The following is a 25,567-nucleotide window of genomic DNA, read 5'->3' as shown; positions in this document are numbered from 1 at the left end:
CGTGGGCAGCACCGGTGCGCTGTAGGCGAAACGGCCGTCGAATCGGGAGTTCTGGCGGCCGGAGGCACGTTAGGGTCGAGCGACACGACGTCTTAGGACGTGGTCCACAGACGAGAGTCAGAACCGAGGAGATGGACGTGAACGATCTGCTGCGGATGGATGCTGGGCCGGTAGCGCGGACGGAGGGTGCTGGCTTCGGGCTCAACGACTCCATCTACAACCGGCTGCTCAAGGAGCGCATCATCTGGCTGGGGTCGGAGGTGCGCGACGAGAACGCGAACGCGATCAGCGCGCAGATGATGCTTCTCGCGGCCGAGGACCCTGACAAGGACATCTGGCTTTACATCAACTCGCCCGGCGGCTCTATCACGGCCGGCATGGCGATCTACGACACCATGCAGTTCATCAAGCCCGACGTGGCGACGGTCGCGATGGGCATGGCCGCCTCCATGGGGCAGTTCCTGCTGTCCTCCGGCACCAAGGGCAAGCGGTACATCACGCCGCACGCCCGCGTGCTGATGCACCAGCCGTCCGGCGGCATCGGTGGTACGGCCACCGACGTGCGGATCGGGGCGCAGCTCATCATGCACATGAAGAAGGTGCTCGCCGAGCTGACCGCCGAGCAGACCGGTCAGTCGCTCGAGACGATCATCAAGGACAACGACCGCGACAACTGGTTCACGGCCTCCGAGGCACTGGAGTACGGCTTCGTCGACCACGTCGTCGAGACCGCTGCGCTGGCCGGCGGCGGCGGCATGAACAGCTGACCGCCCGGAAACGCATCAAGAGCTTTCTCAAGAGGAGATGACCGTGAGTCCTGAAGCCCAGTTCGTCGCAGCCGCAGAGCGCCTTGCCGGCGCCCGTTCGGGTGCGCGGATGCCTTTTGCAACCGCCGGCGCCATGCCGTCCGCACGCTACGTGCTCCCGCAGTTCGAGGAGCGCACCGCGTACGGCTTCAAGCGCCAGGACCCGTACACCAAGCTGTTCGAGGACCGCATCATCTTCCTGGGCGTCCAGGTCGACGACGCGTCCGCGGACGACGTCATGGCCCAGCTCCTGGTCCTGGAGACCCAGGACCCGGACCGCGACGTGATGATGTACATCAACTCGCCGGGTGGCTCGTTCACGGCCATGACGGCGCTGTACGACACCATGCAGTTCATCAAGCCGCAGATCCAGACCGTGTGCCTGGGCCAGGCGGCGTCGGCCGCGGCCGTCCTGCTGGCCGCCGGCCAGCCGGGCAAGCGGCTCGCGCTGCCGAACTCCCGCGTGCTGATCCACCAGCCCGCGATGGAGGGTGGCGGCTACGCGCAGGCCTCGGACATCGAGATCCACGCGAACGAGCTGATCCGCATGCGCGAGTGGCTCGAGCTGACGCTCGCGACGCACAGCGGCAAGACGCAGGAGCAGGTGCGTGACGACATCGAGCGCGACAAGATCCTGACCGCCGCCCAGGCCAAGGAGTACGGCCTGGTCGACGAGGTGCTCGAGTCGCGCAAGCCCGTCGCGGTCGTGACGAACTGACCGCTCCGGTCTGGTCCGCCCGGACCGCAGGCGTCCGACGCCGGGGCCGTGCCACCAATACCGGTGGACGATCCGCCCCGGCGTCGGGCATTGTGGGACACGCCGCGCAGAATCTGACAAAATTGTCATGATCTGGTGAAAATCGGTCAGGCGACCCGCCGGGCCGCCCGGCTGACAACAGGCCACCGGTGGTGTGGAATGGATCTGAGACCGCTCGACGTCGCGGATCTGCTGGGCCAGCCGGCCCGTGCAGGATTCCGCGAGGGTGCACAAGGCGAGGAGACAGGTAGTGGCGCGAATCGGTGACGGCGCGGAACTGCTGAAGTGCAACTTCTGTGGCAAGTCGCAGAAGCAGGTGAAGAAGCTGATCGCCGGACCCGGCGTCTACATCTGCGACGAGTGCATCGAGCTGTGCAACGAGATCATCGAGGAAGAGCTCGGTGAGGCTGCGGAGCTCGGTCTGACAGAGTTGCCCAAGCCCCGCGAGATCTTCGACTTCCTCGAGCAGTACATCATCGGCCAGGACCCCGCCAAGCGCGCCCTGGCCGTTGCCGTCTACAACCACTACAAGCGGATCCAGGCCGGCGAGGCGGGGCGTTCCATCAGCCCCGACGACCAGGACCCGGTCGAGATCGCCAAGTCGAACATCCTGCTCATCGGCCCCACCGGCACCGGCAAGACCTATCTGGCGCAGACGCTCGCCAAGATGCTGAACGTCCCGTTCGCCATCGCCGACGCGACCGCCCTCACCGAGGCCGGCTACGTGGGCGAGGACGTCGAGAACATCCTGCTCAAGCTCATCCAGGCCGCGGACTACGACGTCAAGAAGGCCGAGACGGGCATCATCTACATCGACGAGGTCGACAAGGTGGCCCGCAAGGCCGAGAACCCGTCGATCACGCGTGACGTCTCCGGCGAGGGCGTGCAACAGGCGCTCCTGAAGATCATCGAGGGCACCACGGCCTCGGTGCCCCCGCAGGGTGGGCGCAAGCACCCGCACCAGGAGTTCATCCAGATCGACACGACGAACGTGCTGTTCATCGTGGCCGGAGCGTTCGCGGGGCTGGACGACATCGTCGCGGCCCGATCCCGCAAGCGCGGCATCGGGTTCAGCGCCCCCATGGAGTCCATCGCCCGGGACGAGGACCTCTTCGCCGAGGTGCGGCCCGAGGACCTGCAGAAGTACGGGCTGATCCCCGAGTTCATCGGCCGCCTGCCCGTCATCGCCTCCGTCTCGTCGCTCGACCGCGACGCCCTGGTACGGATCCTGACGGAGCCCAAGAACGCGCTCGTGAAGCAGTACAAGCGCATGTTCGAGATCGACGGCGTGGAGCTCGAGTTCGACGAGCCGGCCGTCGAGGCCATCGCCGAGCAGGCCCTGCTCCGCGGCACCGGCGCACGCGGCCTGCGGGCGATCCTCGAGGAGGTGCTCCAGCAGGTCATGTTCGACGTGCCGAGTCGCGACGACGTCGAGCGCGTGGTCATCACCCGCTCCGTGGTGCTCGACAACGTGAACCCGACCGTCGTGCCCCGCAAGAGCCCCGTGCGGGGCCGTCAGCCCCGCGAGAAGAGCGCGTAGCCCCTCGCCCGCTCCGCGGGCCGGAGAGCGGCATACGAAGAGCCGGAGCGCACCCTGTGGGTGTGCTCCGGCTCTCTGTCGTCCGCGGGCTGTCGTCCGCGGGCCGCGTGGTTCGCGGTGGGGTCGAGGTCAGCGCGTGGCGGCCGGCTGCGCGTTCGGCACCGGGGCGCCGTACAGCGCGTCCACGGTTCCTGCGAAGTCGGCGAGCACCTTGGCCCGCTTCACCTTGATGGACGGTGTGAGGTACCCGTTGGCCTCGGTGAAGTCGAGGTCGAGCACCGTGATCTTGCGGATCGACTCGGCCTTGGAGACCGCCTCGTTCGCCTGCGCGACCACCTTGTCGAGCTCGGCGAGCACCTTCGGGTGCACGCGGGCGTCGGCCACCGACAGCTTGGGCAAGCCGTTCGCGGCGCACCAGCCGGGCAGCATCTCGGCGTCGAGTGTGACGAGGGCGCCGATGAACGGGCGCTGGTCGCCGACCACCACGACCTGGCTCACGATCGGGTGCGCCCGCATCCGGTCCTCGAGCACGGCCGGCGCGACGTTCTTGCCGCCGGCGGTCACGATGATCTCCTTCTTGCGCCCCGTGATGTGCAGGTGGCCGTGCTCGTCGAGGCGGCCGAGGTCGCCGGTGCGGAACCAGCCGTCGACGAGGGCCTCGGCGGTCAGCTCCGGCTGGTTGCGGTAGCCGCGGAAGATGTGCGGTCCGCTCAGCAGCACCTCGCCGTCGTCGGCGATGCGGATACCCGTGCCGAAAAAGGCCGGGCCCACCGAGCCCATGACGATCTTCCCGGGCAGGTTCACCGCCGTCGGGGCGGTGGACTCCGTGAGGCCGTAGCCCTCGAGGATGGTCACGCACGCGCCGCGGAAGAAGTGGCCCAGGCGCTCGCCCAGCGGCGCGCCGCCGGAGACGGCCCAGCTGAGCTGCCCGCCCATGGTGGCCTTGAGCTTGCTGAACACCAGCCGGTCGGCGATCGCGTGCTTGACCTTGAGCGTGCGGCCCGGGCCCTCGGGCACGTCCAGGGCTCGCGAGAAGTCCTCGGCGACGCGCGCGGACCAGGCGAAGATCTTCGCCTTGAGGCCGGACGACGCCTTCTGCTCGGCGCTGTTGTAGACCTTCTCGAACACGCGCGGCACGGCCAGGAGGTATGTCGGGCGGAACGAGCCCAGGTCGGCCACCAGGTTCTTGATGTCCGGGGCGTGGCCCAGCACGGCCTGGCCGGCGATGGTCGCGACCTCGACGAAGCGCGCGAACACGTGCGCCAGCGGGAGGAACAGGAGCGTGCGCGCGTTCTCCGCGCTGAGCAGCTCCGGGATGCCGGCGGCGGCGTTCAGGGTCAGGTGCGCGAAGTTGCCGTGCGTGAGCTCGACGCCCTTGGGGCGTCCGGTGGACCCGGAGGTGTAGATGATGGTCGCCAGGTCGTCGCGCCGGACGGCGTCGCGTCGCTCGGCCACGATGCCGGCGGAGAGGTTGGTGCCGGCCTTGCGCAGGTCGAGCACGGCGCCCTCGTCGATCAGCAGGATGTCCTCGAGCCCGGGCAGGCTGGGCCGCACCTGCTTGACCGTCTCGGCGTGCGCGGCGGACTCGACCACGATGAGACGCACGTCGGCGTCGGACAGGATCCACTGGACCTGCTCGGCCGACGAGGTCTCGTAGACCGGCACGGCGACGGCGCCGGCGGCCCAGATGGCGAAGTCGAGGAGCGTCCACTCGTACCGGGTGCGCGACATGATCGCGACGCGGTCGCCGGCCTTGATGCCGCGCGCCACCAGGCCGCGGGCGACGGCGAGCACCTCGTCCTCGAACTGGCTGGCCGACACCTTGATCCACGGGCCGTCTGGTGCGTCACGCCGCTCGATGAGCGCCTCGTCTCCGGAGCGGGCCACGCGGTCCGCGAGGATCGTGTTGATGCTGGTGCCCGCCGGCACCTCCACCCATGCCGGCGACGTGGCAAGTGTCATGTGCTGCTCTCCGTTGAAGTCTTGAAGAGGTGAAGCCCCAGTACCGGGCCTTCACCAAGTTGCGGCCTGCTCGGCAGACTGTAGCGGATCCCCGTCTCAGGTCGGAACAGCCTTTCGCCCGGGGCGGTCACGGGCGGTTAGCCTCTTCTTGTGTCTGACAACGAACCGACCAGCGCTCCGGTGCCGTCCGAGATCATCCGGCTCCGCGGGAGCATCGACAACATCGACGCGGCGCTGGTCTACCTGCTCGCCGAGCGGTTCCGGGTGACGCGCCGGGTGGGGGAGCTCAAGGCGGTCGGCGGGCTGCCCCCGGCGGACCCGGCCCGTGAGCAGGAGCAGATCGCCCGGCTCACGAGCATCGCCGAGGAGTCCGGCCTGGACCCCGAGTTCGCCGAGCAGTTCCGCCAGTTCATCGTGAGCGAGGTGATCCGCCACCACGAGCTGATCGCCGCGCAGCACAAGGGCGACAACCTGCCCGAGGTCGACACCTACGCTTGAAGGTGACCTGTGCCTGACGCTCTTTTGCCCTCTCCGAGCACTGGGCAAACGTCGGGTGGGAATATCTCCTGTACAGGTCACGGAAATTTCCCCCACAGGGGTGGCGTGTGCCCGGGATCCGTCGTTTCCTGGAGTCAACGCCGGGGCGAGGTCATGCGGTAGGGCATCGCCTCGACCTCGGCGGGTGATGCGGAGGTGTTCATGAAGATCGATTGGCTCAAACCCCTCCTCGGCCACCCGGGACCGTTCGCCACCCTGTGCCTCGACGCGACGCCGTCGGAGCACGCCGCCGACCGCGACGTCGGCGGGCGCTGGAACGCCGTGCGCAGGGACCTGGCGCAGCAGGACACCCCGGACGCCGTGCTGGACGCGATCGAAGAGGTGGTGCTGCGACCCACGAGGGTCCCGGGACCGCACGGCCGGGTCGTCATCGCCGACGAGACGGGCGTGCTGGTGGACCGCGTGGTGAACAACCCGCCGACCGCGAGCTCCGGTTCCTGGGAGGCGGTGCCGGCCCTGTTGCAGGCGGCCCTGGCCGCTGACGAGTCGGTAGAGGTGCTCAAGGTGACGGTGGACCGGGCGGGCGCGGACTTTCTTCGCGCGGGGCCGGACGCCAAGGTGCACAGCACCTTCCAGGCGCCGCACGACGAGATCGAGAAGACCAGCTCCTCGGGGATCAAGCGGGCGCGGATCGAGTCCCGTGCCGAGGACTCCTGGGGGCGCAACGCCGCCGCCGTGGCGGCCGAGATCGAACGGCACGTGGCGGAGTCCGACCCGGAGCTGGTGCTGCTCACCGGGGACAAGCGGGCGGTCTCGCTCACCCGGGCCGCACTGACCGCGCCGACGGCCGACAAGCTGGTCGAGGTGCCCGGCGGCGGGCGCGGCGGCGGGGTGCACGAGGGTGCCTTCGCCGAGCGGGTCTCCGACGTCCTGGACTCGTACCGGGAGCGGCGGCGCGAGCGGGTGCTGGCGGAGCTGCGTCAGGAGCTCGGCCGGGAGTCGAACGCCGTGACCTCGGTGGACGACGTCGTGGCGGTGCTCGCGCGCGGGCAGGTCAAGGAGCTCGTGCTCGCGGAGGAGTACGGCACGGGCCCCGGGCCCATGAACGGGCGCAAGCTGTGGATCGGCCCTGACCCGATGCACATCGCCGGCGACCGGTCCGACCTCGAGGCGATGGGGGTGACGGAGCGGCTGGAGGAGCTGCCCGCCACGGTCGCGCTCGTGCGGGCGGCAGTCGGTCAGGACGCCGGTCTGACGTTCGCGCCCGAGGGTTCGGTGGAGCTCATGGACGGCGTCGGCGCGACCCTGCGCTGGCGGGACGACGGGACGCCCACCGAGGTGGTGGCGAGCATGTCCGGCGACGATCGTCGGCTGCACTGACCTCCCACGTGAATTCGATGTGAATTCTCGGCCGGTTGATCGGACAAAAGGCGCTCAGAACGGGCGCCAGACTGGATGGAATTTCCGATTTACCGCGTATGAGAAATTGTTGCGCCGGAATGTGTCCGTTTTGCCCATACACACGGAAACGCATTATCGGTACGGTCTCGGGCCATGGGGATGATTCATTGTGAGTACGCGCGGCTTGCCGCCGACGACTTCGACAAGGCACGGACAGATCTGACCTGGGCGCTGGAGCACATCGACGAGCTCGCCGGCGAATGGGTGGAGGTGGATCTTCCGGCACAGGAGGCCAGGTACTTCAGCATCGGCACCGTGTGGGGTCCGCTCCACACGGTGCTCCGGGTGCACGGCGGCATGCCCGTCGACCCGGTGCAGGGCGGTGCGGCGTTGGCTTCCACCGACGGGATCACGCCGGTGCGCTATCTCGGCCCGGAGGAGGTGGAGAAGGCGGCCGCGTTCCTGGTGGGCACGTCGTTCGACACGCTGGCTCCGCTGGCCGTGGCCGATCACGTGTGCGACGAGGACGTGTGCCCGGACCCGGGCGAGCACGCCGCGGAGACCGATCACGAGCGCCTGGCCGTCGCGTACGGCGAGCTGGCCGCGTTCTACGGTGCCGCTGCCGAGGCGGGCGACGCGGTGGTGCTGATGCTCAACTGAGCCACAACGGTCGTGGAAAAGACCGGGGGCGGGACTCTGGTCAGCGTCCCGCCCCGGTCTGTCTGCCCGAGCTCAGCCCTTGTTGCGCGGCGGGGCCTCGCCCAGCTCGCTGGAGGTGACGACGATCCCGCCCTGGACGGCCGGGTCGCCCTGGCCCTCCGCGGCGGCGACCAGGTCGAGCGGGCCGGTGACGCGGCCGGCGGCCTTGACGTCCTCGACCGCGGTCTCGACCGCCGTCAGCGAGCCGGCCGGGACGGCCAGCGACGCCGCCACGATGGGCGTGCGCATCGAGGCCTTGGCCTCGGACTTCACCTTGCGCAGCGCGGCGAGCGCGTGCCCGGCGGCAGCGAGGTCGGCCGGGTCGGCGTCGCCGCCGGCCGCGCGCAGCGGCTCCGCCACGGGCCACGGCGCACGGTGCACCGAACCCTCGCGCCACCAGGACCAGACCTCTTCCGTGGCGAACGGGAGGTAGGGCGCCAGCAGGCGGAGCATGGTGTCGAGCGCGATGGCCAGGGCGGTGCGGGCCGAGGTGGTCTCCGGGGAGACCTCGGCGACGTCGGCGCCGGCGCCGTACGCGCGGTCCTTGACGAGCTCGAGGTAGTCGTCGCAGAACGTCCAGAAGAACGTCTCCGTCAGCTCGAGCGCACGCGTGTGGTCGTAGGCCTCCAGGGCCGCCGTGGCCTGCTCGACCACGCCGGCCAGGCCAGCGAGCATCGACCGGTCCAGGGAGACCGTGACCGCCGCCGGGTCGAGCGCGATCTCGCTGCCCGCGCCGCCGCCGAACGACAGCGCGAACTTCGAGGCGTTGAGGACCTTGATCGCCAGGCGGCGACCGATCTTCATCTGACCCACCTCGAACGCCGCGTCGGTACCCAGGCGGGCCGAGGCCGCCCAGTACCGCACCGCGTCGGAGCCGTGCTCGACGAGCAGGTCCATCGGCGTGACGACGTTGCCCTTGGACTTGGACATCTTCTTGCGGTCCGGGTCGAGGATCCAGCCGCTGATCGTCGCGTTCTTCCAGGGCAGCACCTTGTTCTCCAGGTGCGAGCGCACCACGGTGGAGAACAGCCACGTACGGATGATGTCCTGGCCCTGGGGGCGCAGGTCCATCGGGTACACGCGCTCGAAGAGGTCCTGGTCCCGCTCCCAGCCGCCGACGATCTGCGGGGTCAGGGACGAGGTGGCCCAGGTGTCCATGACGTCCGCGTCACCCACGAAGCCGCCGGCCTGGCCGCGCTGCTCCTCGGTGTAGCCCGCGGGCGCCTGCGACGTCGGGTCGACGGGCAGGGCCTCCTCGGCCGGGACGATCGGGTGGTCGTAGTCCACCTCGCCCGCCGCGTCGACCGGGTACCAGAGCGGGATCGCGACGCCGAAGAAGCGCTGGCGGCTGACCAGCCAGTCGCCGTTGAGACCGTTGACCCAGTTCTGGTAGCGCACCCGCATGAAGTCGGGGTGGAAGTCGAGCTCCTTGCCGCGGGCCAGCAGCTCCTCGCGCAGCTCCTGGTCGCGGCCGCCGTTGCGGATGTACCACTGGCGCGAGGTCACGATCTCGAGGGGCTTGTCGCCCTTCTCGAAGAAGTTGGCCTTGCGCTGGGTGGCCACGGGCTCGCTCGGCATGTCGCCCGACGCGGTGAGCGCCTCGACGATGGCCTTGCGGGCGCTGAAGGTCGTCTTGCCCGCGACCTCGGCCTCGAACAGCTCGGCGCCCGGACCGCCCGTGAGCCACTCCGGCAGCTCGCGCGTGATGCGGCCGTCGCGGTTGATGATCGAGCGCGTCGGAAGCTGCAGCTCGCGCCACCACTGCACGTCGGTGAGGTCACCGAAGGTGCAGCACATCGCGATGCCGGCGCCCTTGTCGGGCTCCGCCAGGTGGTGCGCCAGGACCGGGATCTCGACCCCGAACAGCGGGGACGTCACGGTGGTGCCGAACAGGTGCTGGTAGCGCTCGTCGTCCGGGTGGGCGATGAGCGCGACCGCCGCCGGGATCAGCTCGGGGCGCGTGGTCTCGATGTAGACGGGCTCGCCGTCGGGCTTGTGGAAGGCGACCTTGTGGAAGTGCCCGGGGTAGTCGCGGGCCTCCAGCTCGGCCTGGGCCACGGCGGTCTGGAACGTGACGTCCCACAGGCCCGGGGCCTCGGCCTGGTAGGCCTCGCCGCGCTGGAAGTTACGGACGAACGCCCGCTGCGCCGTGGCGCGCGAGGAGTCCCCGATGGTCTGGTACGTCTGGGCCCAGTCCACGGAGACGCCGAGGCGCCGCCAGAGCTCCTCGAACTGCTTCTCGTCCTCGGCCGTGAGCCGCTCGCAGAGCTCGACGAAGTTGCGCCGGCTGACCGGGACCTGGTCGGCGGCCTTGACGTTCTTGTCGGTGCCCTCGAACGGCGGCGTGAAGTCGGGGTCGTAGGGCAGCGAGAGGTCGACGCGCACGCCGTAGTAGTTCTGCACGCGACGCTCGGTGGGCAGCCCGTTGTCGTCCCAGCCCATGGGGTAGAAGACCTCGAGGCCGCGCATGCGCTTGTAACGCGCCACGATGTCGGTGTGCGTGTAGCTGAACACGTGCCCCACGTGCAGGGAGCCCGACGCCGTGGGCGGCGGGGTGTCGATCGAGTAGATCTCGGCACGGGTCTTGGTGCGGTCGAAGGCGAAGGTCTGCTCGGCGGTCCAGCGCTCGTCGAACTTGACCTCGAGGCCGTCCGTGCTGACCTTGTCCGGTACCTCCTTGACCACCGCGCGTACGACCTCGGCGCCCGGTACCGCGGTGGCGGTCCGGGTCGGGGTCGTGTCAGGTGCGGGAGTGGTCGCAGCCGGGTCCGTCGGCCCGGTGGAGGCGGGAATGCTCATGCGCACCAGTGTCCCAGATTCGAGCAAGCCGAAGCGCACGTTCTCCACAGGCCGGGAGGGCGTGGGCGGACGGGTCGGTACCCGGCCGCGACGGCACGGGCGAGCGGGGTGCGCCGGCGAGACGTCCGCCACAGATCATTCGAGATGGTCGATGGTTGCCAGAGGCATGGACTATGGTTCTGCCTGGCCCGGAACCGGGCACACCGGTCAGGACCGTCATCCCGGCCGTTCGACGCTTTCCAGGAGACGAATCGTGCGCATGTCGTGTTGTCGGTGCTCGCCGCACCGCCTCCCCGTCATGTCCCGTCGTTCCTAGGAGTCCCATGTCGCTCGACCGCTCCGACGAGCTGGTCGCCCCGACCTCGTCGGCCGCTTCCGGCGCCGTCGCCGACAGCGCCGTCGCCGACAGCGCTGTCGCCGCCGTCGGCCGCGTGTCGCTCTGGCGCCGTCTGGCCCGGGACCGGTTCGCCCTGGTGGGCGCCGTCGTCGCCGTGGCGTACGCGCTCGTGGCGCTGGCCGCGCCGCTCATCACCCGGGCGCTCGGCGTGGACCCCTACACCTACGACCTCGACGCGCTCGGGCCCACCGGGGCGCCCGCCGGGCCGCTGGGCGGCATCAGCGCGGAGCACTGGTTCGGGGTCGAACCGCTGACGGGCCGCGACCTGTTCGCGATCGTGGTCATGGGCTCGCGCACGTCGCTCCTGGTCGGTCTCGGGGCGACGGTCGTGTCCATGCTGGTCGGGACGGTGCTGGGCCTGGTCGCGGGCTACTTCGGCGGCTGGGTGGACTGGGTGGTGGCCCGGCTGGTCGACGTCCTCATCGGGCTGCCCGCGCTGGTGTTCATGATCGCCGTCGGCGCCGTCGCGCCCGAATGGTTCCCCCGCCTGCTGCTCCTGGTGCTCGTGATCGGGCTGTTCGGCTGGTCGTCGATCGCCCGCGTGGTGCGCGGCCAGGTCATGGCGCTGCGCGCCTCCGGGTTCGTGCGTGCCTCCCAGGCGCTGGGTGCCTCGCACGCGCACGTGCTGTTCCGGCAGGTGCTGCCCAACCTCGCCTCGACCGTCGTGGTGTTCGCGACCATCTCCATCCCGGGTGCGATCGGGTCGGAGGCCGCGCTGTCCTTCCTGGGCGTGGGCGTGCCGCCGCCCACGCCGTCGTGGGGCCGGTCGATCGGCGACGCCGTCACCTGGTTCTCCGTGGACCCCGTCTACCTGCTGTTCCCGGGGCTCGCGCTGTTCGGCGTCACTCTCGCGTTCAACGCGTTCGGCGACGGCCTGCGGGACGCGCTCGACCCGCGGGGCGGCGGCTCGAATCGTCGTCGCCGGCGCGGGGGTGCGCGATGACGCTCGTCAAGTTCCTCGCGACCCGGCTCGCGACGCTCGTGTTCGTGCTGCTCACGGTCTCGTTCCTCACCTACGCGCTGTTCGTGCTGCTGCCGGCCGACCCGGCGCAGCTCGCCTGCGGCCGGCCCTGCACGCCCGAGCGGCTGGAGACGGCACGCGCGTTCATGGGCCTCGACAGGTCCGTCGTCGAGCAGTGGTGGGAGTTCGTGCGCGGCGTGTTCACCGGCCGTACCTTCGGCTCGGCGGGCGCGTCCATCGACTGCCCGCGGCCGTGCCTCGGCTACTCCTTCGCCCGGAACGCGCCGGTCACCGAGCTGATCGCGGGGCGCTTCGGCGTGACGGCGTCGCTCGCGATCGGCGCGGCGGTGCTCTGGCTGGTGGTCGGCGTGGGTGCCGGCGCCGTGGCCGCGGTGCGCCGCGGCACCGCCCTGGACCGCGGGCTCATGATCGGGGCGATCACGGGGGTCTCCGCGCCGAGCTACCTGGTGGGCCTGCTCGGGATCCTGCTGTTCGGCTTCACGCTCGACATGGTCCCGGTGTCCGGCTACGTGCCGTTCGCCCAGAGCCCGGTGGACTGGGCGTGGCACCTGGTGCTGCCGTGGTCGGTACTGGCACTGCTGTCGGCTGCCGTCTACACGCGGCTGACCCGCTCGCAGATGCTGGAGGAGCTGGGCTCACCGTACGTCCGCACGGCCCGCGCCAAGGGCATCACGGAACGCCGGGTCGTCACCCGGCACGCGCTGCGCAACGCGGCGATCCCCGTGGTCACGCTCTTCGCGCTGGACCTCGGCGCGCTGCTCGGCGGCACCGTCATCACCGAGCGGGTGTTCTCCATGCCCGGGGTCGGCGCCCTGCTCATGGAGGCGGTCGGCGCCACCGACGTGCCGCTGCTGGTGGGCGTCACGGTGTTCACCGCGGCCATCGTGGTGATCGCGAACCTGGCGGTCGACGTCGTCTACGGCGTGCTCGACCCGCGGGTGCGGCGCGGAGGGAGAACCCGATGACCCGGCGATGTCGTCGGTGACGTCCGACCCCGTACCCCGCGGGACCCCGTGCCCCGTACTACCGCAGCACCCCAGAACTCCGTAGAGACGAGAAGGACCAGATGAACCTCGCACCACGTACGACCCGCAGGCCTGCCCGCCGCGTCGCGGTCGCCGGCATCGCCGTCGCCGCCACGCTCGCGCTGACGGCCTGCAACGCGAACTCGCGGCCGGGCGCGGCCTCGAGCGACGAGGCGACCGCCGTCCAGCAGGGCGGCGAGCTGCGCATCCTCACGGCCAGCCCCGCCATCAACTGGGACCCGGCCACCAGCCAGAACCTCGCGATCACGACGCTCGGCCTGGTCGAGCGCCGGCTCACCGCGTGGCAGACCAACGCCGACGGCACCACCGAGGTGGTCCCGGACCTCGCGACGGACACCGGCACGCCGTCGGACGACGGGGCGAGCTGGACCTACACGCTGAAGGACGGCCTGAAGTTCGAGGACGGCACGCCGATCACCTCGGCGGACGTCAAGTACTCCGTGGAGCGCTCGTTCGCCCCCGAGCTGTCGGGCGGCCTGAGCTACCACAAGAACCTGCTGGAGGGGGCCGACGAGTACGGCGGCCCGTACCAGGGCGACGAGCTCGACTCGATCGAGACACCGGACGACAAGACGATCGTCTTCCACCTCGACAGCGCGTACGGCGACTGGCCGTGGATCGTCTCGATGCCGGCGTTCGGTGCCGTCCCCGAGGCGAAGGACGACATCCAGACCTACACGACCCAGCCCGTCGCCACCGGCCCCTACCGGGTGGCGGACACGGTCGAGGGCACCTCGGTGACCCTGGAGCGCAACCCCGAGTGGGACCCGGCCACGGACGACGCCCGCACCGCGGGCCCGGACTCGGTGGTCTTCGAGCTGAGCCAGGACGAGACGGTCGTGGCCCAGCGGCTCATCGCCGACTCCGGTACCGACGCCTCCGCGTTCGGCGCCACCTTCGTGCCGCCGGCGCAGCTCGCCCAGGTCCAGCAGGGCCCGGCCAAGGACCGCCTGGTCACCTCGGGCCCGGGGGCGCTCGCGTACCTCGCGATCAACACCGAGGCCGACGGCCTGGACGACCTCGACGTCCGCAAGGCGATCAGCCTGGCCGTGGACAAGAACGCGTACCGCGTCGCGTCCGGCGGCGAGATCGCGGGCGACTTCGCGACCACGCTGGTGACGCCCGGCATCCCCGGCCGTGAGGAGTACTCGAACGGCGTGAACGACGTGGCACCGGAGGGCGACGTCGAGCAGGCCGAGAAGCTGCTGGACGACGCCGGCTGGTCGGGCCGCGAGCTGCGTCTCGTGGTGGAGGACGACGCCCCGACGCTGGCCAAGGCCCAGGCGATCCAGCAGGGCCTGGAGCGGGCCGGTCTCAAGGTCAAGATCGTGCCGCAGGCCGAGGACGTGTGGACCGAGACGGTCACGCAGGGCGACGGCTCGAAGTACGACCTCACGCTGTCGTCGTGGCAGCCGGACTTCCCGAGCGCGAACGGCAACATCCAGCCGCTGTTCCACTCGTCCCAGGTGGGCGACGGCGGGTACAACCTGGCCCGGTACAGCAACCCGGACGCGGACGACCTGATCGACCGCGCGACCGAGGAGACCGACGTGGACGCCGCGGCCTCGCTGTGGGTCGAGGCCGACCAGCTCATCCTGGGCGACGCCCCGGTGGTCCCGCTGATCTACACGAAGAACTCGTTCCTGCACGGTTCGAAGGTCGAGAACTTCCGGATCCCGGACTTCCCGGCCTACCCGAACTACCTCCAGGTCTCGCTGGCTCCGTGAGCAACGTCCTGGTGACCGATGGGCAGCCCCTCCTGCAGGTGGAGGGGCTGTCCGTCGTGTTCGACGACGCCGCGCGGCCCGCCGTCGACGGCGTCTCCTGGGCGCTGCGCCCGGGGCGGGTGACCGCCCTCGTCGGCGAGTCCGGCTCGGGCAAGACGGTCTCCGCGATGGCGGTGCTCGGGCTGCTGCCCGACGCCGCGGCGGTGGGCGGGTCCATCCGGCTGGACGGTGGGGCCGGCGCGAGGGCTGGTGCCGACGCCGGATCCGGTGGAGGAGCGGCGACCGAGCTGGTCGATGCCTCCGCGGAGACCTTCCGGGAGGTCCGCGGCGCGGTGCTCTCGCTCGTCTCGCAGGAGCCGATGAGCGCCTGGAACCCGGTGCTGACGATCGGCGACCAGGTCGCCGAGGCGCTGCGGGCACACCGGCGCGGGCCGGACCGGCCGACCCGGCGGGCGGCGCACGAGCGGGTGTTGGAGCTGCTCGCCGAGGCCGGGCTGCGCGATCCGGAGCGGGTGGCCGCCGCGTACCCGCACCAGCTCTCCGGCGGTCAGCTCCAGCGCGCGCTCGTCGCGATGGGGCTGTCGCAGGACCCCGTGGCGATCATCGCGGACGAGCCGACGACGGCACTGGACGTCACGGTCCAGGCCGGGATCCTCGACCTGCTGCGCGGGCTGCGGGACGAGCGCGGGACGGCGGTGCTGCTCATCACGCACGACATGGGCGTGGTGGCCGACCTCGCGGACGACGTGGTGGTGATGCGCGACGGGCGGATCGTGGAGGCCGCGCCGGTGCGCGAGCTCTTCGCGGCGCCGCGCGAGGAGTACACGCGCACGCTGCTCGCGGCGGTGCCGCGGCTGGGCGAGCCCGCGGTGAGGGTGGAGCCTGCGGGGCCGGGGCCGGGGCCGGGGCCAGGGCCAGGGCCGAGGCCGCAGGTCGAGGCGGAGCCTCGTGCCGAGGCGGAGCCGCGGGACGCGCGCGCCGCGAACGCGTCCGGCGGCGTCGTGCTGCTCGACGACGTCACCGTCACCTACGGGGGCCGGCACCCCGTGGTCGCGGCCGCCGGCGTCACGCTCTCGATCGGCCGGGGCGAGGTGCTGGGCCTGGTGGGGGAGTCGGGCTCGGGCAAGTCGACCCTCGGCCAGGTGGTCGCCGGGCTGCTGCGGCCGACGTCGGGCCGTGCGGTCGTGGACGGTGTCGACCTGGCGCGCGCGTCGCGCCGGGAGCGGGCGGAGCGCCGTCGGGCCACGGGCGTGGTGTTCCAGGACCCGGCCTCGTCGCTGAACCCGCGCTGGACCGTGGGGCAGTCGGTCGACGAGCCGCTGCGCCTGCACTCCGGGCTGGACCGGACCGCCCGGGACGCCCGCGTGCGCGAGCTGCTGGAGCTGGTCCGGCTCGGCCCCGAGTACGGGCTGCGGTACCCCCACGAGCTGTCCGGCGGGCAGCGGCAGCGGGTGGCGATCGCCCGGGCCGTGGCGCTCGGTCCGCAGGTGCTCGTGGCGGACGAACCGACGTCCGCGCTCGACGTCTCCGTGCAGGCGCACGTGCTGGACCTGTTCCGGGACCTGCAGGCCGAGCTCGGTTTCGCGTGCCTGTTCGTGTCCCACGACCTGGCGGTCGTCGAGCGGGTGGCCGATCGGGTCGCCGTCATGCGGGAGGGGCACATCGTCGAGACGGGCCCGACGACGCAGGTGCTGGGCGCGCCCGCCGACCCGTACACGCGGGCGCTCGTGACGGCCGCGCCCGTGGCGGATCCGGACGCGCAGGCGGACCGCCGGGCGGAGCGGCAGGCCGTGCGGGCCTGACCGTCGGGTCAGCCTGCGAGGTGGGACCAGCGCGGCGCCAGGTCGCGCCAGCGTCCGACGGCGGCCATGCGCCCGCCGTCGAGCACCACCACGCGGTCGGCGACGGCGAGGGTCGCGGCGCGCGACGTGGTGCCCAGCACCGTGGTGCCCGCGGCGCGCAGGCCGGTCCACACCTCGGCCTCGGTGACGGCGTCGAGTGCGGAGGAGACGTCGTCCACGAGCAGCAGGTCGGAGCCCGTGGCCAGGGCTCGCGCCAGGCCGAGCCGCTGGACCTGGCCGCCCGAGAGCCGCAGACCGCGGTGCCCGACGATCGTGCCGGTGCCGCCCGCCTCGGCGACGTCCCGGTCGAGGCCCGCGGACCGGACGGGACCGTCGACCGGGCGTTCGTGGTCGAGCCGCACGTTGTCCGCGACGGTCCCGGAGACGACGTGCGGCACCTGGGCCACGTGCGCGACGCGGGGCGGGCGCAGGAAGGTCTGGGGATCGGTGACGGCGGCGCCGTTCCAGGACAGCCGCCCGCCGACGTCGACCAGTCCCGACAGTGCGCCGAGCAGGGACGACTTGCCGGAGCCGACCCGGCCCACCACGAGCACCAGGTCGCCGCGCCGGACGGTGAGGTCGACGCCGGAGACGCCGACCGTGCCGTCGTCGTGCGTCGCGGTGACGCCGTCGAGGCGCAGCTCGCGCAGGCGACTCGGCGCCGCGAGGGGCCCGGGCCCGGCCGGGATCGCGGTGCCCGCGAACAGGTCGACGTCGTCGGGCACGTCGGCGAGCCGTTCGGTGCCGGCGTACCGGGAGGTGACCTCGACCCAGCGGCGGGCGGACGCGGCGCTGGTGACGAGGGCACCCAGGCTGTACCCGATCCAGCTGAACGTGCCGATCGACGTGCTGACCAGGAGCGTCGTGCCCAGCGACCACGTGCCGGCCAGGTGCAGCGTCCAGGCGAGCACCGTCGCGACGCGGCTCAGCACCGACGGCGCCAGGCCGACCAGGAAGTTGGTCCGCTCCTCCACCAGGGACGCGTGCACCCGTCGGCCGTCGACCCGGGCGACCTGCGCGAGCACACCCCCGGTGGCCGAGGCGAGCTTGACGGTCCGCACGGAGTCGAGGGCCGAGCCGAGCAGCCGGCCCAGCTCCGCGGCGGCGTCGCCCGCCCGCCGCGCCGCCACGGCGACCGACCGGCTGCCCAGCACCTGCGCCGCGAACATCACCGCGGCCATGGCCAGGCCGATCGCGCCGGCCAGCAGGCTGTCGCTCAGCACGACGAGCAGGGCGAGGGTGATCGGCGCCGTCAGGAGCTCGCGCCAGGCCTGGCTGTGGCCCGTGAGCCGGTAGTCCTCCTGCGCCCGCGCCGCGATCTCGCCCGGGGCGTCGCGCACCGTGCGCCGCTGCGCCGTCTGGCCGCGCAGCAGGGAGAGGTGCAGCCGCAGTCGGGAGTCGACCCACCAGCGGGTGCTCGACAGCCGGACGGTGAGCGGCAGCAGCGTGTTGGCCACGACGGCCACGAGTATCGCGCCAACCAGCAGCCAGGGCGCCGACCCCTGCTCCAGACCCACCACGGCCGACGCCCACAGCCAGCCGACGACGAGCCCGGTCGAGGTGAGGTAGTCCGTCACCTCGAACACGACCGCCGGGAGCAGCAGCCACGACGGCCGGGCGCGCAGCGTGCTCCAGACCGCTCGCACCATCGACGGCCGCGGCGTGGCCGGGCGCGGCTCGGCGGGATGATGCACGGTGGGCGGAGACCCGGCGGGAACCGATCCGGCGGGATGCGACGCAGCCGTGTGCGGACCGGAGGCGCCCGCCGTCCTGGCGGCGACGTCACCGGTCCCGTCCCCGCCGGCTGGGACCAGGTCGGGGGCCAGACCCGTCGGCACGACGGGCTCGGGCGCTCCCTCGCCGTCCGCGAGCCCCGCCGCCGCGACCAGCCGGGCGAAGTGGCCGTCCGCCGCCGCCAGCCGGTCCCAGGGCCCGTGCTCCACGAGGCGGCCGCCGTCGAGCACGGCCACAGTGTCGGCATGCCGTGCGGTGGGCAGCCGGTGGGCGACGACGATCGCCGTCCGCCCCGCCAGGAGCGTCCGCGCGGCCAGGGTGACCCGCTCCGCCGTGGCGGGGTCCATGCGCGCGGTGGCCTCGTCGAGCACCACGACGTCGACGTCGCGCACCAGGAGCCGCGCGAAGGCGACGAGCTGCTCCTCGCCCGCGGACAGGGTCACGCCGTCGGCTCCCAGGCGGGTGTCCAGCCCGTCGGGCAGCGAGGCGACCCAGGCCCGCAGGCCGAGCGCGTCCACGGCCTGCTCCACGCGGGCGGCCGGGACCGGAGCCCAGAGCGTGATGTTGTCGGCGAGCGTCGCGGCCAGGATCTCGGTGCGCTGTCCGACGACGCCGACCCGCGTGCGCAACCCGTGCACGTCCAGGCTCGTGACGTCCCGGCCGTCCAGGAACACGCTCCCCGCGGGTGGCTCGACCGCGCGCGACAGCATCTTGGTCACCGTGGTCTTGCCGGACCCCGTGCGCCCCACGAGCGCGCAGGTGGTGCCCGCCGGGACGGTCAGGGACAGGGGCCCCAGTGCGAAGCCGTCGCCGTACGCGAAGGTCAGGTCGCGCAGCTCCACCTCGACCCCGCCCGGGCTGCCGGGGAACGGCGCGCCCCCGGCGGGCTCCTGAGGCGTGTCGAGCAGGTCGCGCACCCGCTGGAACGTGCCGATCGCCTCCTCGACCCGGGGCAGCAGCCGGCCCAGCACGTCGACCCGGCCCACGAACCCCGTCACCAGCAGCCACAGCGTGACCAGCCGGGCGACGTCGAGCGCGCCGCCGCTCACCGCCCACACCCCGCCCACGAGCACCGCGCCCACCAGGGCGTCCAGCGGCAGCTCCGTGCGCAGCCGCACCCGCGAGAACGCGACCGACCAGTCCTCCCGCAGCCGGATCTGGCGCGCCGCCAGCTCGGCGTACCGGCGCAGCACGTACCGCTGCCCCTGCGCGGTGCGCAGGTCGTCCCGGGCCGCCACGGCCTCCTCGAACTGCGCCATGTGCTCCGAGCCGGCCTCGGAGCTGCGCCTGCTCAGGTCGCGCAGCGGCCGCGCCGACCGGCGCGCGAACACCAGCACCGCCGCGGCGACCAGCGGGAACGCCACCCAGGCGGGCCACCACACGAGACCGGCGGCCACCCACCCCACCACGAGGCTGATCGCGGCCTGGCCGAGCGTGATGCCGATGCCGCTGATCGCGCGGGTGAGCCGTTCGGGATCGCCGTTGACCCGGTCCAGGAGCTCGCCCACGGCCTGCTCCTCCAGCTCCGGCAGGGGCTGGCCCAGGGCGGCCGCCGCCAGCTCGGACCGGAGGGTCGCCTCCGCGCGCGCCACGCCCCGCTGCACCACCAGCCACGTCACGGCGTCGAACACGACGACCGCCGTGCTCACGACCGCGAGCAGGACCAGGGTGTCCCGCGCCGGGTCCGCGGCCATCCGGCCGGTCACCACCGCCGCGTACGACGACGCCCCGGCCGCCAGCAGCGCGGCCGGGACCGCCACGACGCCGACCCGCAGCGCGCGTCGGCGCCACGGGCTGTGGCGCTGATCGCGGGGCAGGCGGATCCTGCGGCTCGGCCGAGCCGGTACGAGGGGCACGACACGACTCTGCCACCGGTCACTGACACTCGACCGAGCCCCGACCCGTCAGACCCACAGGTCCCTCGGGTGACCTGTGGGTCTGACACGGGGGAGTGTCGGAGACGGCGCGTAGCGTGGACGCCGTGACCCCGTACCGTGAGCTCGCACCGCCGGCCGGCCTGCTGCCGGTGGTGGCCTGCCTGTGGGAGCACGACGCCCCGCCGGGCCACGAGCAGCGGATCATCCCGGACGGTTGCGTGGACCTCGTGCGGATCGACGGCGAGCTCGTGATCGTCGGCGCCGACACCGGCCCGGTCGTCTCCGGCTCCGGCGCGGCCCCGACGTCGCGTACCAGCGGCATCCGGCTCCGGCCCGGCGCGGCCGGCGCGGTCCTGGGCATCCCGGCGTCCGAGGTACGCGACCAGCGGGTTCCGCTCGTGGAGGTGTGGCCCGACGTCGGCCCGGCGCTCGCCGACGCGCTCGATGCGGCGGACCCGGCCGGGCGTCTCGACCTGCTCGCGCGCACCGTGCTGCGGCGCAAGGCGGAGCGGGACGGGCTCGTCGCGGCCGCCGCGCGGCGGCTCGGCGCGCCGGGGTCGCGCATCTCCGGCGTCGCGCAGGAGCTCGGCGTCAGCGAGCGACACCTGCACCGGCGCACGGTGGACGCCGTCGGCTACGGGCCCAAGATGCTCGGGCGGGTGGCCCGGCTGCGGCGGCTGATCGCCCTCTCGGGCGGTGCTCCGGCGTCCCTCGCGGAGCGTGCCGCCGCGGCCGGGTACGCGAGCCAGGCCCACATGTCCGACGAGGTGCGTCGCCTCACCGGTCTCACACCTGTCCGATTTCTGGAAGACGCGACCCTGACCGCCGCCTAGCGTCGGTGCCATGAGCACATCGACGAGCATCGACCTCGAAGCCGCCCGCCGGTTCGTCTACGACGACGCCCGCCTGCTGGAACGGCACCGCCTCGCGGTGCGGCTCGACGGCGCCCCGCCCGCCCGGGTCCTGGACGCCCTCCGCCCGTACCGGAACGACGACGGCGGCTGGGGCCACGCCCTGGAACCCGACCTGCGCGGGCCGGACAGCCAGGTCTCGGGCGCGCTGTCCGCGCTCGAGGTGCTGGCCGAGCTGGGCACGGCCGCCGACCCCGAGGTCACGACGCTGGCCCGCGAGACCGCCGACTGGCTCGGCGGCGTCGCGCTGCCCGACGGCCGCGTACCGCACGTGCTGCCCACCGCCGCCGGCTACCCGGCCGCCCCGTGGATGGCGCCGAACGACGACGGTTTCCTCACCTACGCGATCGCCGGCCACCTCTGGGAGCTCGGCCTGGACCACCCCTGGCTCGACGCCGCGACCGCCTGGTGCTGGAAGCAGCTCGACGGGGAGCACTCCGTGGACGGGTACACGGTGATGTTCGCGATCCACTTCCTCGACGCCGTGCCCGAGCCGGGCCGGGTCGCGACCGCCGTCGAGCGCCTGCGGCCCGCCCTGCGCGAGGACGGGACCATCTCCGTCTCGGGCGGGGAGGACGACGAGAAGCTGCGGCCCCTGCTGCTGTCCCCGCGGCCCGGTGCGCCCAGCCGGGCGCTGTTCCCCGAGCGACTGATCGCGGACGAGCTCGACCGGCTGGAGCGGGAGCAGCTCGACGACGGCGGCTGGGACTTCGACTACCTGCACTGGTCGCCGGGCCAGACCGTGGACGCGCGCGGTCTCGCCACGCTGGGCGCGCTCAAGGCGCTCCGGGCGCACGGCCGCATCTGAACCCGGATGTGTCAGGCGCTCAGGTCACCCGGGGGATCTGGGCGTCTGACACATCCGGGAGCGGGGGCCGTAGGCTGTCCCGCGTGGTGACCATCGGCTATGCCGCGATGCTCGAACAGTTCGCGCCCCGCGAGGCGGTGGAGCTGGCGGCGCTCGCCGAGGCGCACGGCTTCTCCGGCGTCATGGCCGCCGACCACTTCCAGCCCTGGACCCCGCAGCAGGGCCAGGCGGGCTTCGTCTGGAACGTGCTCGCGGCCGCCGCGGAGCACACCACGGGCGACCTCGGGCCGGTGACCGCGCCGACCTTCCGGTGGCACCCCGCGGTGGTGGCCCAGGCGTCGGCGACCCTCGCGGCGATGAACCCCGGCCGGCACTGGCTCGGCGTCGGCTCGGGGGAGGCGCTCAACGAGCACGTGGTGGGCGGCTACTGGCCCGAGGCCGCCGAGCGGATCAACCGCATGTTCGAGGCCGTCGAGATCATCCGGAAGCTCTTCGCCGGGTCCCTCGCGGGGCGCGACGTCAAGCACGCGGGCACCTACTTCAAGCTGGAGTCGACCCGGCTGTGGACCATGCCGGACGCCGCCCCCGAGATCCTGGTCGCCACGGCGGGCCCGGTCACGGCGCGCCGCGCCGGGCGGACGGCGGACGGGCTGATCACGCAGGCCGCACCCCTGGACCGGATGGCGTCCCTGCTGACCCGGTTCGCGGACGGCGCCCGCGAGTCCGGCCGCGACCCGGCGCGGATGCCCAAGGCGCTCCAGCTCCATCTCTCCTGGGCACCCACCCACGACGAGGCGGTCGCCAACGCCCTGACCGAGTGGCCGGTCGGCGGCATGCGGTTCCCGCGGTCCGACATCCGCTCGCCGCACGACTTCGCCCAGCTCGCCCGGATGGTCCGGCCCGAGGACTTCGAGGGGCGCCTGCTGGTCTCCGCCGACCCGGACGAGCACCGCGCGTCGATCCAGCGGTACGTCGACCTCGGGTTCGACCGCATCTACCTCCACAACGCGGGCCGCAACCAGCGTGAGTGGATCGAGACGTTCGGGCGCGAGGTGCTGCCCAAGCTGGTGCGGTGACGGCGCGCACGCGTCACCGTGCGGCCCAGTACCAGCCCTCGCTGTCCTTGTTCTGCACGGCCACCGAGGCGAGGGGCCCGACGTCGGGCAGGCTGACGGTGGCGGTCACGTCGCCCGTGTCCGCGAGGTTGCCGTGCGCCCAGAAGGTGTCCTGCGCGGCGGCGTCCGCGGCGGTGGCGCGGCGGACGGTGCCGTCGACCCCCACGGCGTAGACCCGGAGCCAGCTGCTCGGCGTCGGGTGGCGGTACTCGCTGGTGCCCACCCCGTCGCACGAGAACGTCAGGGTGACCTGATGCCCCTCGACCCGGTCGACGCTGACGGTCCAGCACGAGCCGTCGGCGAGGACCTGCGCGGTGCCCTGCGCCCACGGGGCGCCCGCGCTCCCGTCCCCGGCCGGGACGTCCGTGCCCGGTGTGCCCGCCCCGGGGCCGGTGCTGCCGCCCGGCGACTGAGTCACGGGATCCTGCGGCGGGTCGGCCGTCTCGCTCTGACCCAGGTCGCTGCGTTCCGTGTCGTCGCCCGTGAGCGAGTTCCAGAGGCCGAGCGTGGCGCCGCCCAGCACCAGCACCCCCGCCGTCACGGAGCCCACCGTGAGCAGGAGCCGCCCGCGGGTCCGCCGCGGGGAGCGGTCGGCGCGATCCGTCCGGTCCGCCCCCGGCGCGACGCTCGCCGCCCGGCCCGAGGCGGACGCGACCGGGCCGCTCGCCGGGGTGACGAGGGTCGGCGCGGCACCGCCGGGCTGCGGCACGCCGAGCGACCGCAGGATCGCGTCGAGGGACGGCCGGAGCTCCGGGTCCTTGACCAGCAGGGCGTCGAGGAAGGGGCGCAGGTACGCGGGGCTGTCGGCGTAGGACGGGTCCTCCGCCGACACCCGGTACAGGACGACGGCGGGGTGGTCGCCCTCGAACAGGTGGTTGCCCGTGGCGGCGTAGTAGGCCAGGGCCCCCAGGGCCCAGACGTCGGCGGCCGACGTCGCGCGGCTGCCGGTCGCCTGCTCCGGCGCCATGTACATCGGCGTGCCGACGGGCTGCCCGGTCAGGGTCAGCCGCGTCGCGTCGATCGCCGCGACCACGCCCAGATCGATCAGGCGCGGCCCGTCCGGCCCGAGGATCACGTTGGCCGGCTTGACGTCGCGGTGCACCAGGCCGGCGCGGTGGATCTCGTACAGCGCCTCGGCGACACCCGTCACCAGGTTCAGCACGTCCGCCTCGGCCAGCGGCCCGTTGGCCGCCAGCTCCTGCGAGAGGGTGGGCCCGGCCACGTACTCGGTCGCCAGCCAGGGCAGGTCCGCGTCGGCGTCGGCGTCGACCAGGTTCGCGATGAACCGGCTGCGCACCCTGGCCGCGGCACGCGCCTCGCGCCGGAACCGGGTGCGGAACTCGTCGTCGTCGAGCTGTGCCCCGCGGATCAGCTTGATCGCGACCTGCTGTCCCCGGCGCGTGGTCCCGAGGTAGACGTCTCCCATGCCGCCGCTGCCGAGCCGGCTGCGGATCCGGAACGGTCCGATCGCGCGTGGTTCGCCGGGGCGCAGGGCTGCCGGTTCCGGTACGGGCGCCGTCCTTCGTGCGGGCGGGTCGTGCAACACCGGACGTTTCCCCCATCGATCGCGGTATCAAACAGACAATTGTGACGAACGCCTGGCAGGGTATCGCGCCGGCACGGCCGCCCGCTGGTCGATGTGAGGATGGTCCCGTGGAACGACTCAGCGTCTGGGCCCCCGACGGGCTGCCCGAGATCACCCCCGGCGACGACCTCGGCGAGCTGATCGCCGACCTCCTGGCGGGCCTGGAGGAGCAGGACCGGCCGCGTGACGGCGACGTCGTCGTCGTGACCTCGAAGATCGTGTCCAAGGCGGAGGGCCGGGTCGTGGCCGCCGACGACCGTGAGCAGGCGATCACGGACGAGACCGTCCGCGTGGTCGCCCAGCGCGCCCGGCCGGGGCTGCCACCGCTGCGGATCGTCGAGAACAAGCTCGGCCTCGTGATGGCCGCGGCCGGCGTGGACGCGAGCAACACCCCGGAGGGCACCGTGCTGCTGCTCCCCGTGGACCCCGACGCCTCGGCCCGCACCGTCCGGTCGGCGCTGACCCAGCGGCTGGGCCTGGAGCGGATCGGCGTGGTCGTCACCGACACGGCCGGCCGGCCCTGGCGCGACGCGCTGGTCGACATCGCGATCGGCTGCGCCGGCATCAGCCCGACCGACGACCTGCGGGGCAGCACCGACACGCACGGGCGGCCGCTCAACGTGACGGTCACCGCCGTCGTCGACGAGATCGCCGCGGCGTCCGAGCTGGTGCGCGGCAAGTCCGCGGGCCGAGCCGTCGCCGTCGTGCGCGGCATGGGCCGGCACGTCACCGCCGAGGACGGACCCGGCGCCCGCGCGCTGGTGCGGGCCAGCGCGGACGACCTGTTCCGCGAGGGTTCGGCGGAGGCCTACGCCCGCGGCCTGGCTGACGGCCGGGCGGACGCCGACGGCGACGCTGGCTGACGGCGCACCACCCCGCTGACTCGCGCCACGCCGGGCGCCGAGTCAGCAGGCTGGTCGGACCACCCCGCTGACTCGCCTGATACCGGGTGCCGAGTCAGCAGGCTGGTCGGACCACCCCGCTGACTCGCCCGATGCCGGGTGCCGAGTCAGCAGGCTGGTCGGACCACCCCGCTGACTCGCCTGATGCCGGGCGCCGAGTCAGGGGCGTGGTCCGGCCCC

Annotated in this window: 18 protein-coding genes; 14 read left to right on the top strand and 4 right to left on the bottom strand. The window is 72.8% G+C overall.

The window, feature by feature from the left end:
* The first annotated feature begins 131 nt into the window (after positions 1-131).
* From QRN56_RS17185 to clpX, 3 genes are all read left to right on the top strand, one after another.
* Complete coding sequence (locus tag QRN56_RS17185; RefSeq protein ID WP_400539713.1) at positions 132-767, top strand: ATP-dependent Clp protease proteolytic subunit; 636 nt, start codon at positions 132-134, stop codon at positions 765-767.
* A gap of 43 nt (positions 768-810) precedes the next feature.
* Entirely contained in the window at positions 811-1,524 is a 714-nt protein-coding gene (locus tag QRN56_RS17180) for an ATP-dependent Clp protease proteolytic subunit (RefSeq protein ID WP_285105261.1), read from the top strand.
* A gap of 289 nt (positions 1,525-1,813) precedes the next feature.
* A complete protein-coding gene (gene clpX, locus QRN56_RS17175; protein WP_285105259.1) occupies positions 1,814-3,103 on the top strand; it encodes an ATP-dependent Clp protease ATP-binding subunit ClpX in 1,290 nt (429 codons plus the stop codon).
* A 129-nt stretch (positions 3,104-3,232) separates the two neighbouring features.
* On the opposite strand, the gene QRN56_RS17170 is transcribed toward clpX, so the two are convergent.
* A complete protein-coding gene (locus QRN56_RS17170) occupies positions 3,233-5,065 on the bottom strand; it encodes an AMP-dependent synthetase/ligase (RefSeq protein WP_285105257.1) in 1,833 nt (610 codons plus the stop codon).
* Positions 5,066-5,215: 150 nt separating this feature from the next.
* Between QRN56_RS17170 and QRN56_RS17165 the strand changes: the two genes are divergently transcribed.
* The 3 genes from QRN56_RS17165 (at position 5,216) to QRN56_RS17155 (ending at position 7,624) form a co-directional block, all read left to right on the top strand.
* Entirely contained in the window at positions 5,216-5,563 is a 348-nt protein-coding gene (locus tag QRN56_RS17165) for a chorismate mutase (protein ID WP_285105256.1), read from the top strand.
* Between the two features lie 201 nt (positions 5,564-5,764).
* Positions 5,765-6,943, top strand: a complete 1,179-nt coding sequence (locus tag QRN56_RS17160; RefSeq protein WP_285105255.1) for a baeRF2 domain-containing protein — start codon at positions 5,765-5,767, stop codon at positions 6,941-6,943.
* Between the two features lie 174 nt (positions 6,944-7,117).
* A complete protein-coding gene (locus QRN56_RS17155; RefSeq protein ID WP_285105254.1) occupies positions 7,118-7,624 on the top strand; it encodes a DUF1877 family protein in 507 nt (168 codons plus the stop codon).
* 72 nt (positions 7,625-7,696) lie between these two features.
* On the opposite strand, the gene valS is transcribed toward QRN56_RS17155, so the two are convergent.
* On the bottom strand, positions 7,697-10,462 hold the full coding sequence (gene valS, locus QRN56_RS17150; RefSeq protein WP_285105252.1) for a valine--tRNA ligase: 2,766 nt from the start codon (positions 10,460-10,462) through the stop codon (positions 7,697-7,699).
* Between the two features lie 323 nt (positions 10,463-10,785).
* Here valS and QRN56_RS17145 point away from each other — a divergent pair, with 323 nt between their 5' ends.
* The 4 genes from QRN56_RS17145 to QRN56_RS17130 all read left to right on the top strand — a co-directional run bounded on the left by QRN56_RS17145 (position 10,786) and on the right by QRN56_RS17130 (position 16,416).
* Entirely contained in the window at positions 10,786-11,802 is a 1,017-nt protein-coding gene (locus tag QRN56_RS17145) for an ABC transporter permease (RefSeq protein WP_285105251.1), read from the top strand.
* The gene (locus tag QRN56_RS17140) at positions 11,799-12,806 is read left to right on the top strand and encodes an ABC transporter permease (protein ID WP_285105250.1); all 1,008 of its coding nucleotides are present in this window, start codon (positions 11,799-11,801) and stop codon (positions 12,804-12,806) included. Before QRN56_RS17145 ends, QRN56_RS17140 begins: the two co-directional genes overlap by 4 nt.
* 101 nt (positions 12,807-12,907) lie before the next feature.
* On the top strand, positions 12,908-14,614 hold the full coding sequence (locus tag QRN56_RS17135; protein WP_285105248.1) for an ABC transporter substrate-binding protein: 1,707 nt from the start codon (positions 12,908-12,910) through the stop codon (positions 14,612-14,614).
* On the top strand, positions 14,611-16,416 hold the full coding sequence (locus QRN56_RS17130; protein ID WP_285105246.1) for a dipeptide ABC transporter ATP-binding protein: 1,806 nt from the start codon (positions 14,611-14,613) through the stop codon (positions 16,414-16,416). The genes QRN56_RS17135 and QRN56_RS17130 overlap by 4 nt, the downstream gene beginning before the upstream one ends.
* 8 nt (positions 16,417-16,424) lie before the next feature.
* On the opposite strand, the gene QRN56_RS17125 is transcribed toward QRN56_RS17130, so the two are convergent.
* Entirely contained in the window at positions 16,425-20,045 is a 3,621-nt protein-coding gene (locus QRN56_RS17125) for an ATP-binding cassette domain-containing protein (protein ID WP_285105244.1), read from the bottom strand.
* Positions 20,046-20,170: 125 nt separating this feature from the next.
* On the opposite strand from QRN56_RS17125, the gene QRN56_RS17120 reads away from it, so the two are divergent.
* The 3 genes from QRN56_RS17120 to QRN56_RS17110 all read left to right on the top strand — a co-directional run bounded on the left by QRN56_RS17120 (position 20,171) and on the right by QRN56_RS17110 (position 22,861).
* Complete coding sequence (locus QRN56_RS17120; protein ID WP_285105243.1) at positions 20,171-20,899, top strand: DUF6597 domain-containing transcriptional factor; 729 nt, start codon at positions 20,171-20,173, stop codon at positions 20,897-20,899.
* A 10-nt stretch (positions 20,900-20,909) separates the two neighbouring features.
* A complete protein-coding gene (locus tag QRN56_RS17115; RefSeq protein WP_285105242.1) occupies positions 20,910-21,785 on the top strand; it encodes a hypothetical protein in 876 nt (291 codons plus the stop codon).
* Positions 21,786-21,868: 83 nt separating this feature from the next.
* Entirely contained in the window at positions 21,869-22,861 is a 993-nt protein-coding gene (locus QRN56_RS17110; protein WP_285105240.1) for a TIGR03557 family F420-dependent LLM class oxidoreductase, read from the top strand.
* Positions 22,862-22,874: 13 nt separating this feature from the next.
* Here QRN56_RS17110 and QRN56_RS17105 read toward each other — a convergent pair whose 3' ends face one another.
* A complete protein-coding gene (locus tag QRN56_RS17105; RefSeq protein ID WP_285105238.1) occupies positions 22,875-24,446 on the bottom strand; it encodes a serine/threonine-protein kinase in 1,572 nt (523 codons plus the stop codon).
* A 107-nt stretch (positions 24,447-24,553) separates the two neighbouring features.
* Between QRN56_RS17105 and cofE the strand changes: the two genes are divergently transcribed.
* The gene (cofE, locus tag QRN56_RS17100; protein ID WP_285105236.1) at positions 24,554-25,348 is read left to right on the top strand and encodes a coenzyme F420-0:L-glutamate ligase; all 795 of its coding nucleotides are present in this window, start codon (positions 24,554-24,556) and stop codon (positions 25,346-25,348) included.
* Positions 25,349-25,567: the final 219 nt, after the last annotated feature.

The organism is Promicromonospora sp. MEB111 (assembly GCF_030209445.1).
Classification (GTDB): Bacteria; Actinomycetota; Actinomycetes; order Actinomycetales; family Cellulomonadaceae; genus Promicromonospora.
The sequence above is the reverse complement of the archived record's forward strand: the minus strand, read 5'-3'. Positions and strand labels throughout refer to the sequence as shown.

What these genes read in the sequence shown, in the direction of transcription:
- QRN56_RS17185 (WP_400539713.1), top strand. Translation starts at nt 132, where the DNA reads ATGGACGTGAACGATCTGCTGCGGATGGATGCTGGGCCGGTAGCGCGG.
- QRN56_RS17170 (WP_285105257.1), bottom strand. Translation starts at nt 5,065, where the DNA reads ATGACACTTGCCACGTCGCCGGCATGGGTGGAGGTGCCGGCGGGCACC.
- QRN56_RS17160 (WP_285105255.1), top strand. Translation starts at nt 5,765, where the DNA reads ATGAAGATCGATTGGCTCAAACCCCTCCTCGGCCACCCGGGACCGTTC.
- QRN56_RS17155 (WP_285105254.1), top strand. Translation starts at nt 7,118, where the DNA reads ATGGGGATGATTCATTGTGAGTACGCGCGGCTTGCCGCCGACGACTTC.
- valS (WP_285105252.1), bottom strand. Translation starts at nt 10,462, where the DNA reads ATGAGCATTCCCGCCTCCACCGGGCCGACGGACCCGGCTGCGACCACT.
- QRN56_RS17145 (WP_285105251.1), top strand. Translation starts at nt 10,786, where the DNA reads ATGTCGCTCGACCGCTCCGACGAGCTGGTCGCCCCGACCTCGTCGGCC.
- QRN56_RS17140 (WP_285105250.1), top strand. Translation starts at nt 11,799, where the DNA reads ATGACGCTCGTCAAGTTCCTCGCGACCCGGCTCGCGACGCTCGTGTTC.
- QRN56_RS17135 (WP_285105248.1), top strand. Translation starts at nt 12,908, where the DNA reads ATGAACCTCGCACCACGTACGACCCGCAGGCCTGCCCGCCGCGTCGCG.
- QRN56_RS17115 (WP_285105242.1), top strand. Translation starts at nt 20,910, where the DNA reads ATGAGCACATCGACGAGCATCGACCTCGAAGCCGCCCGCCGGTTCGTC.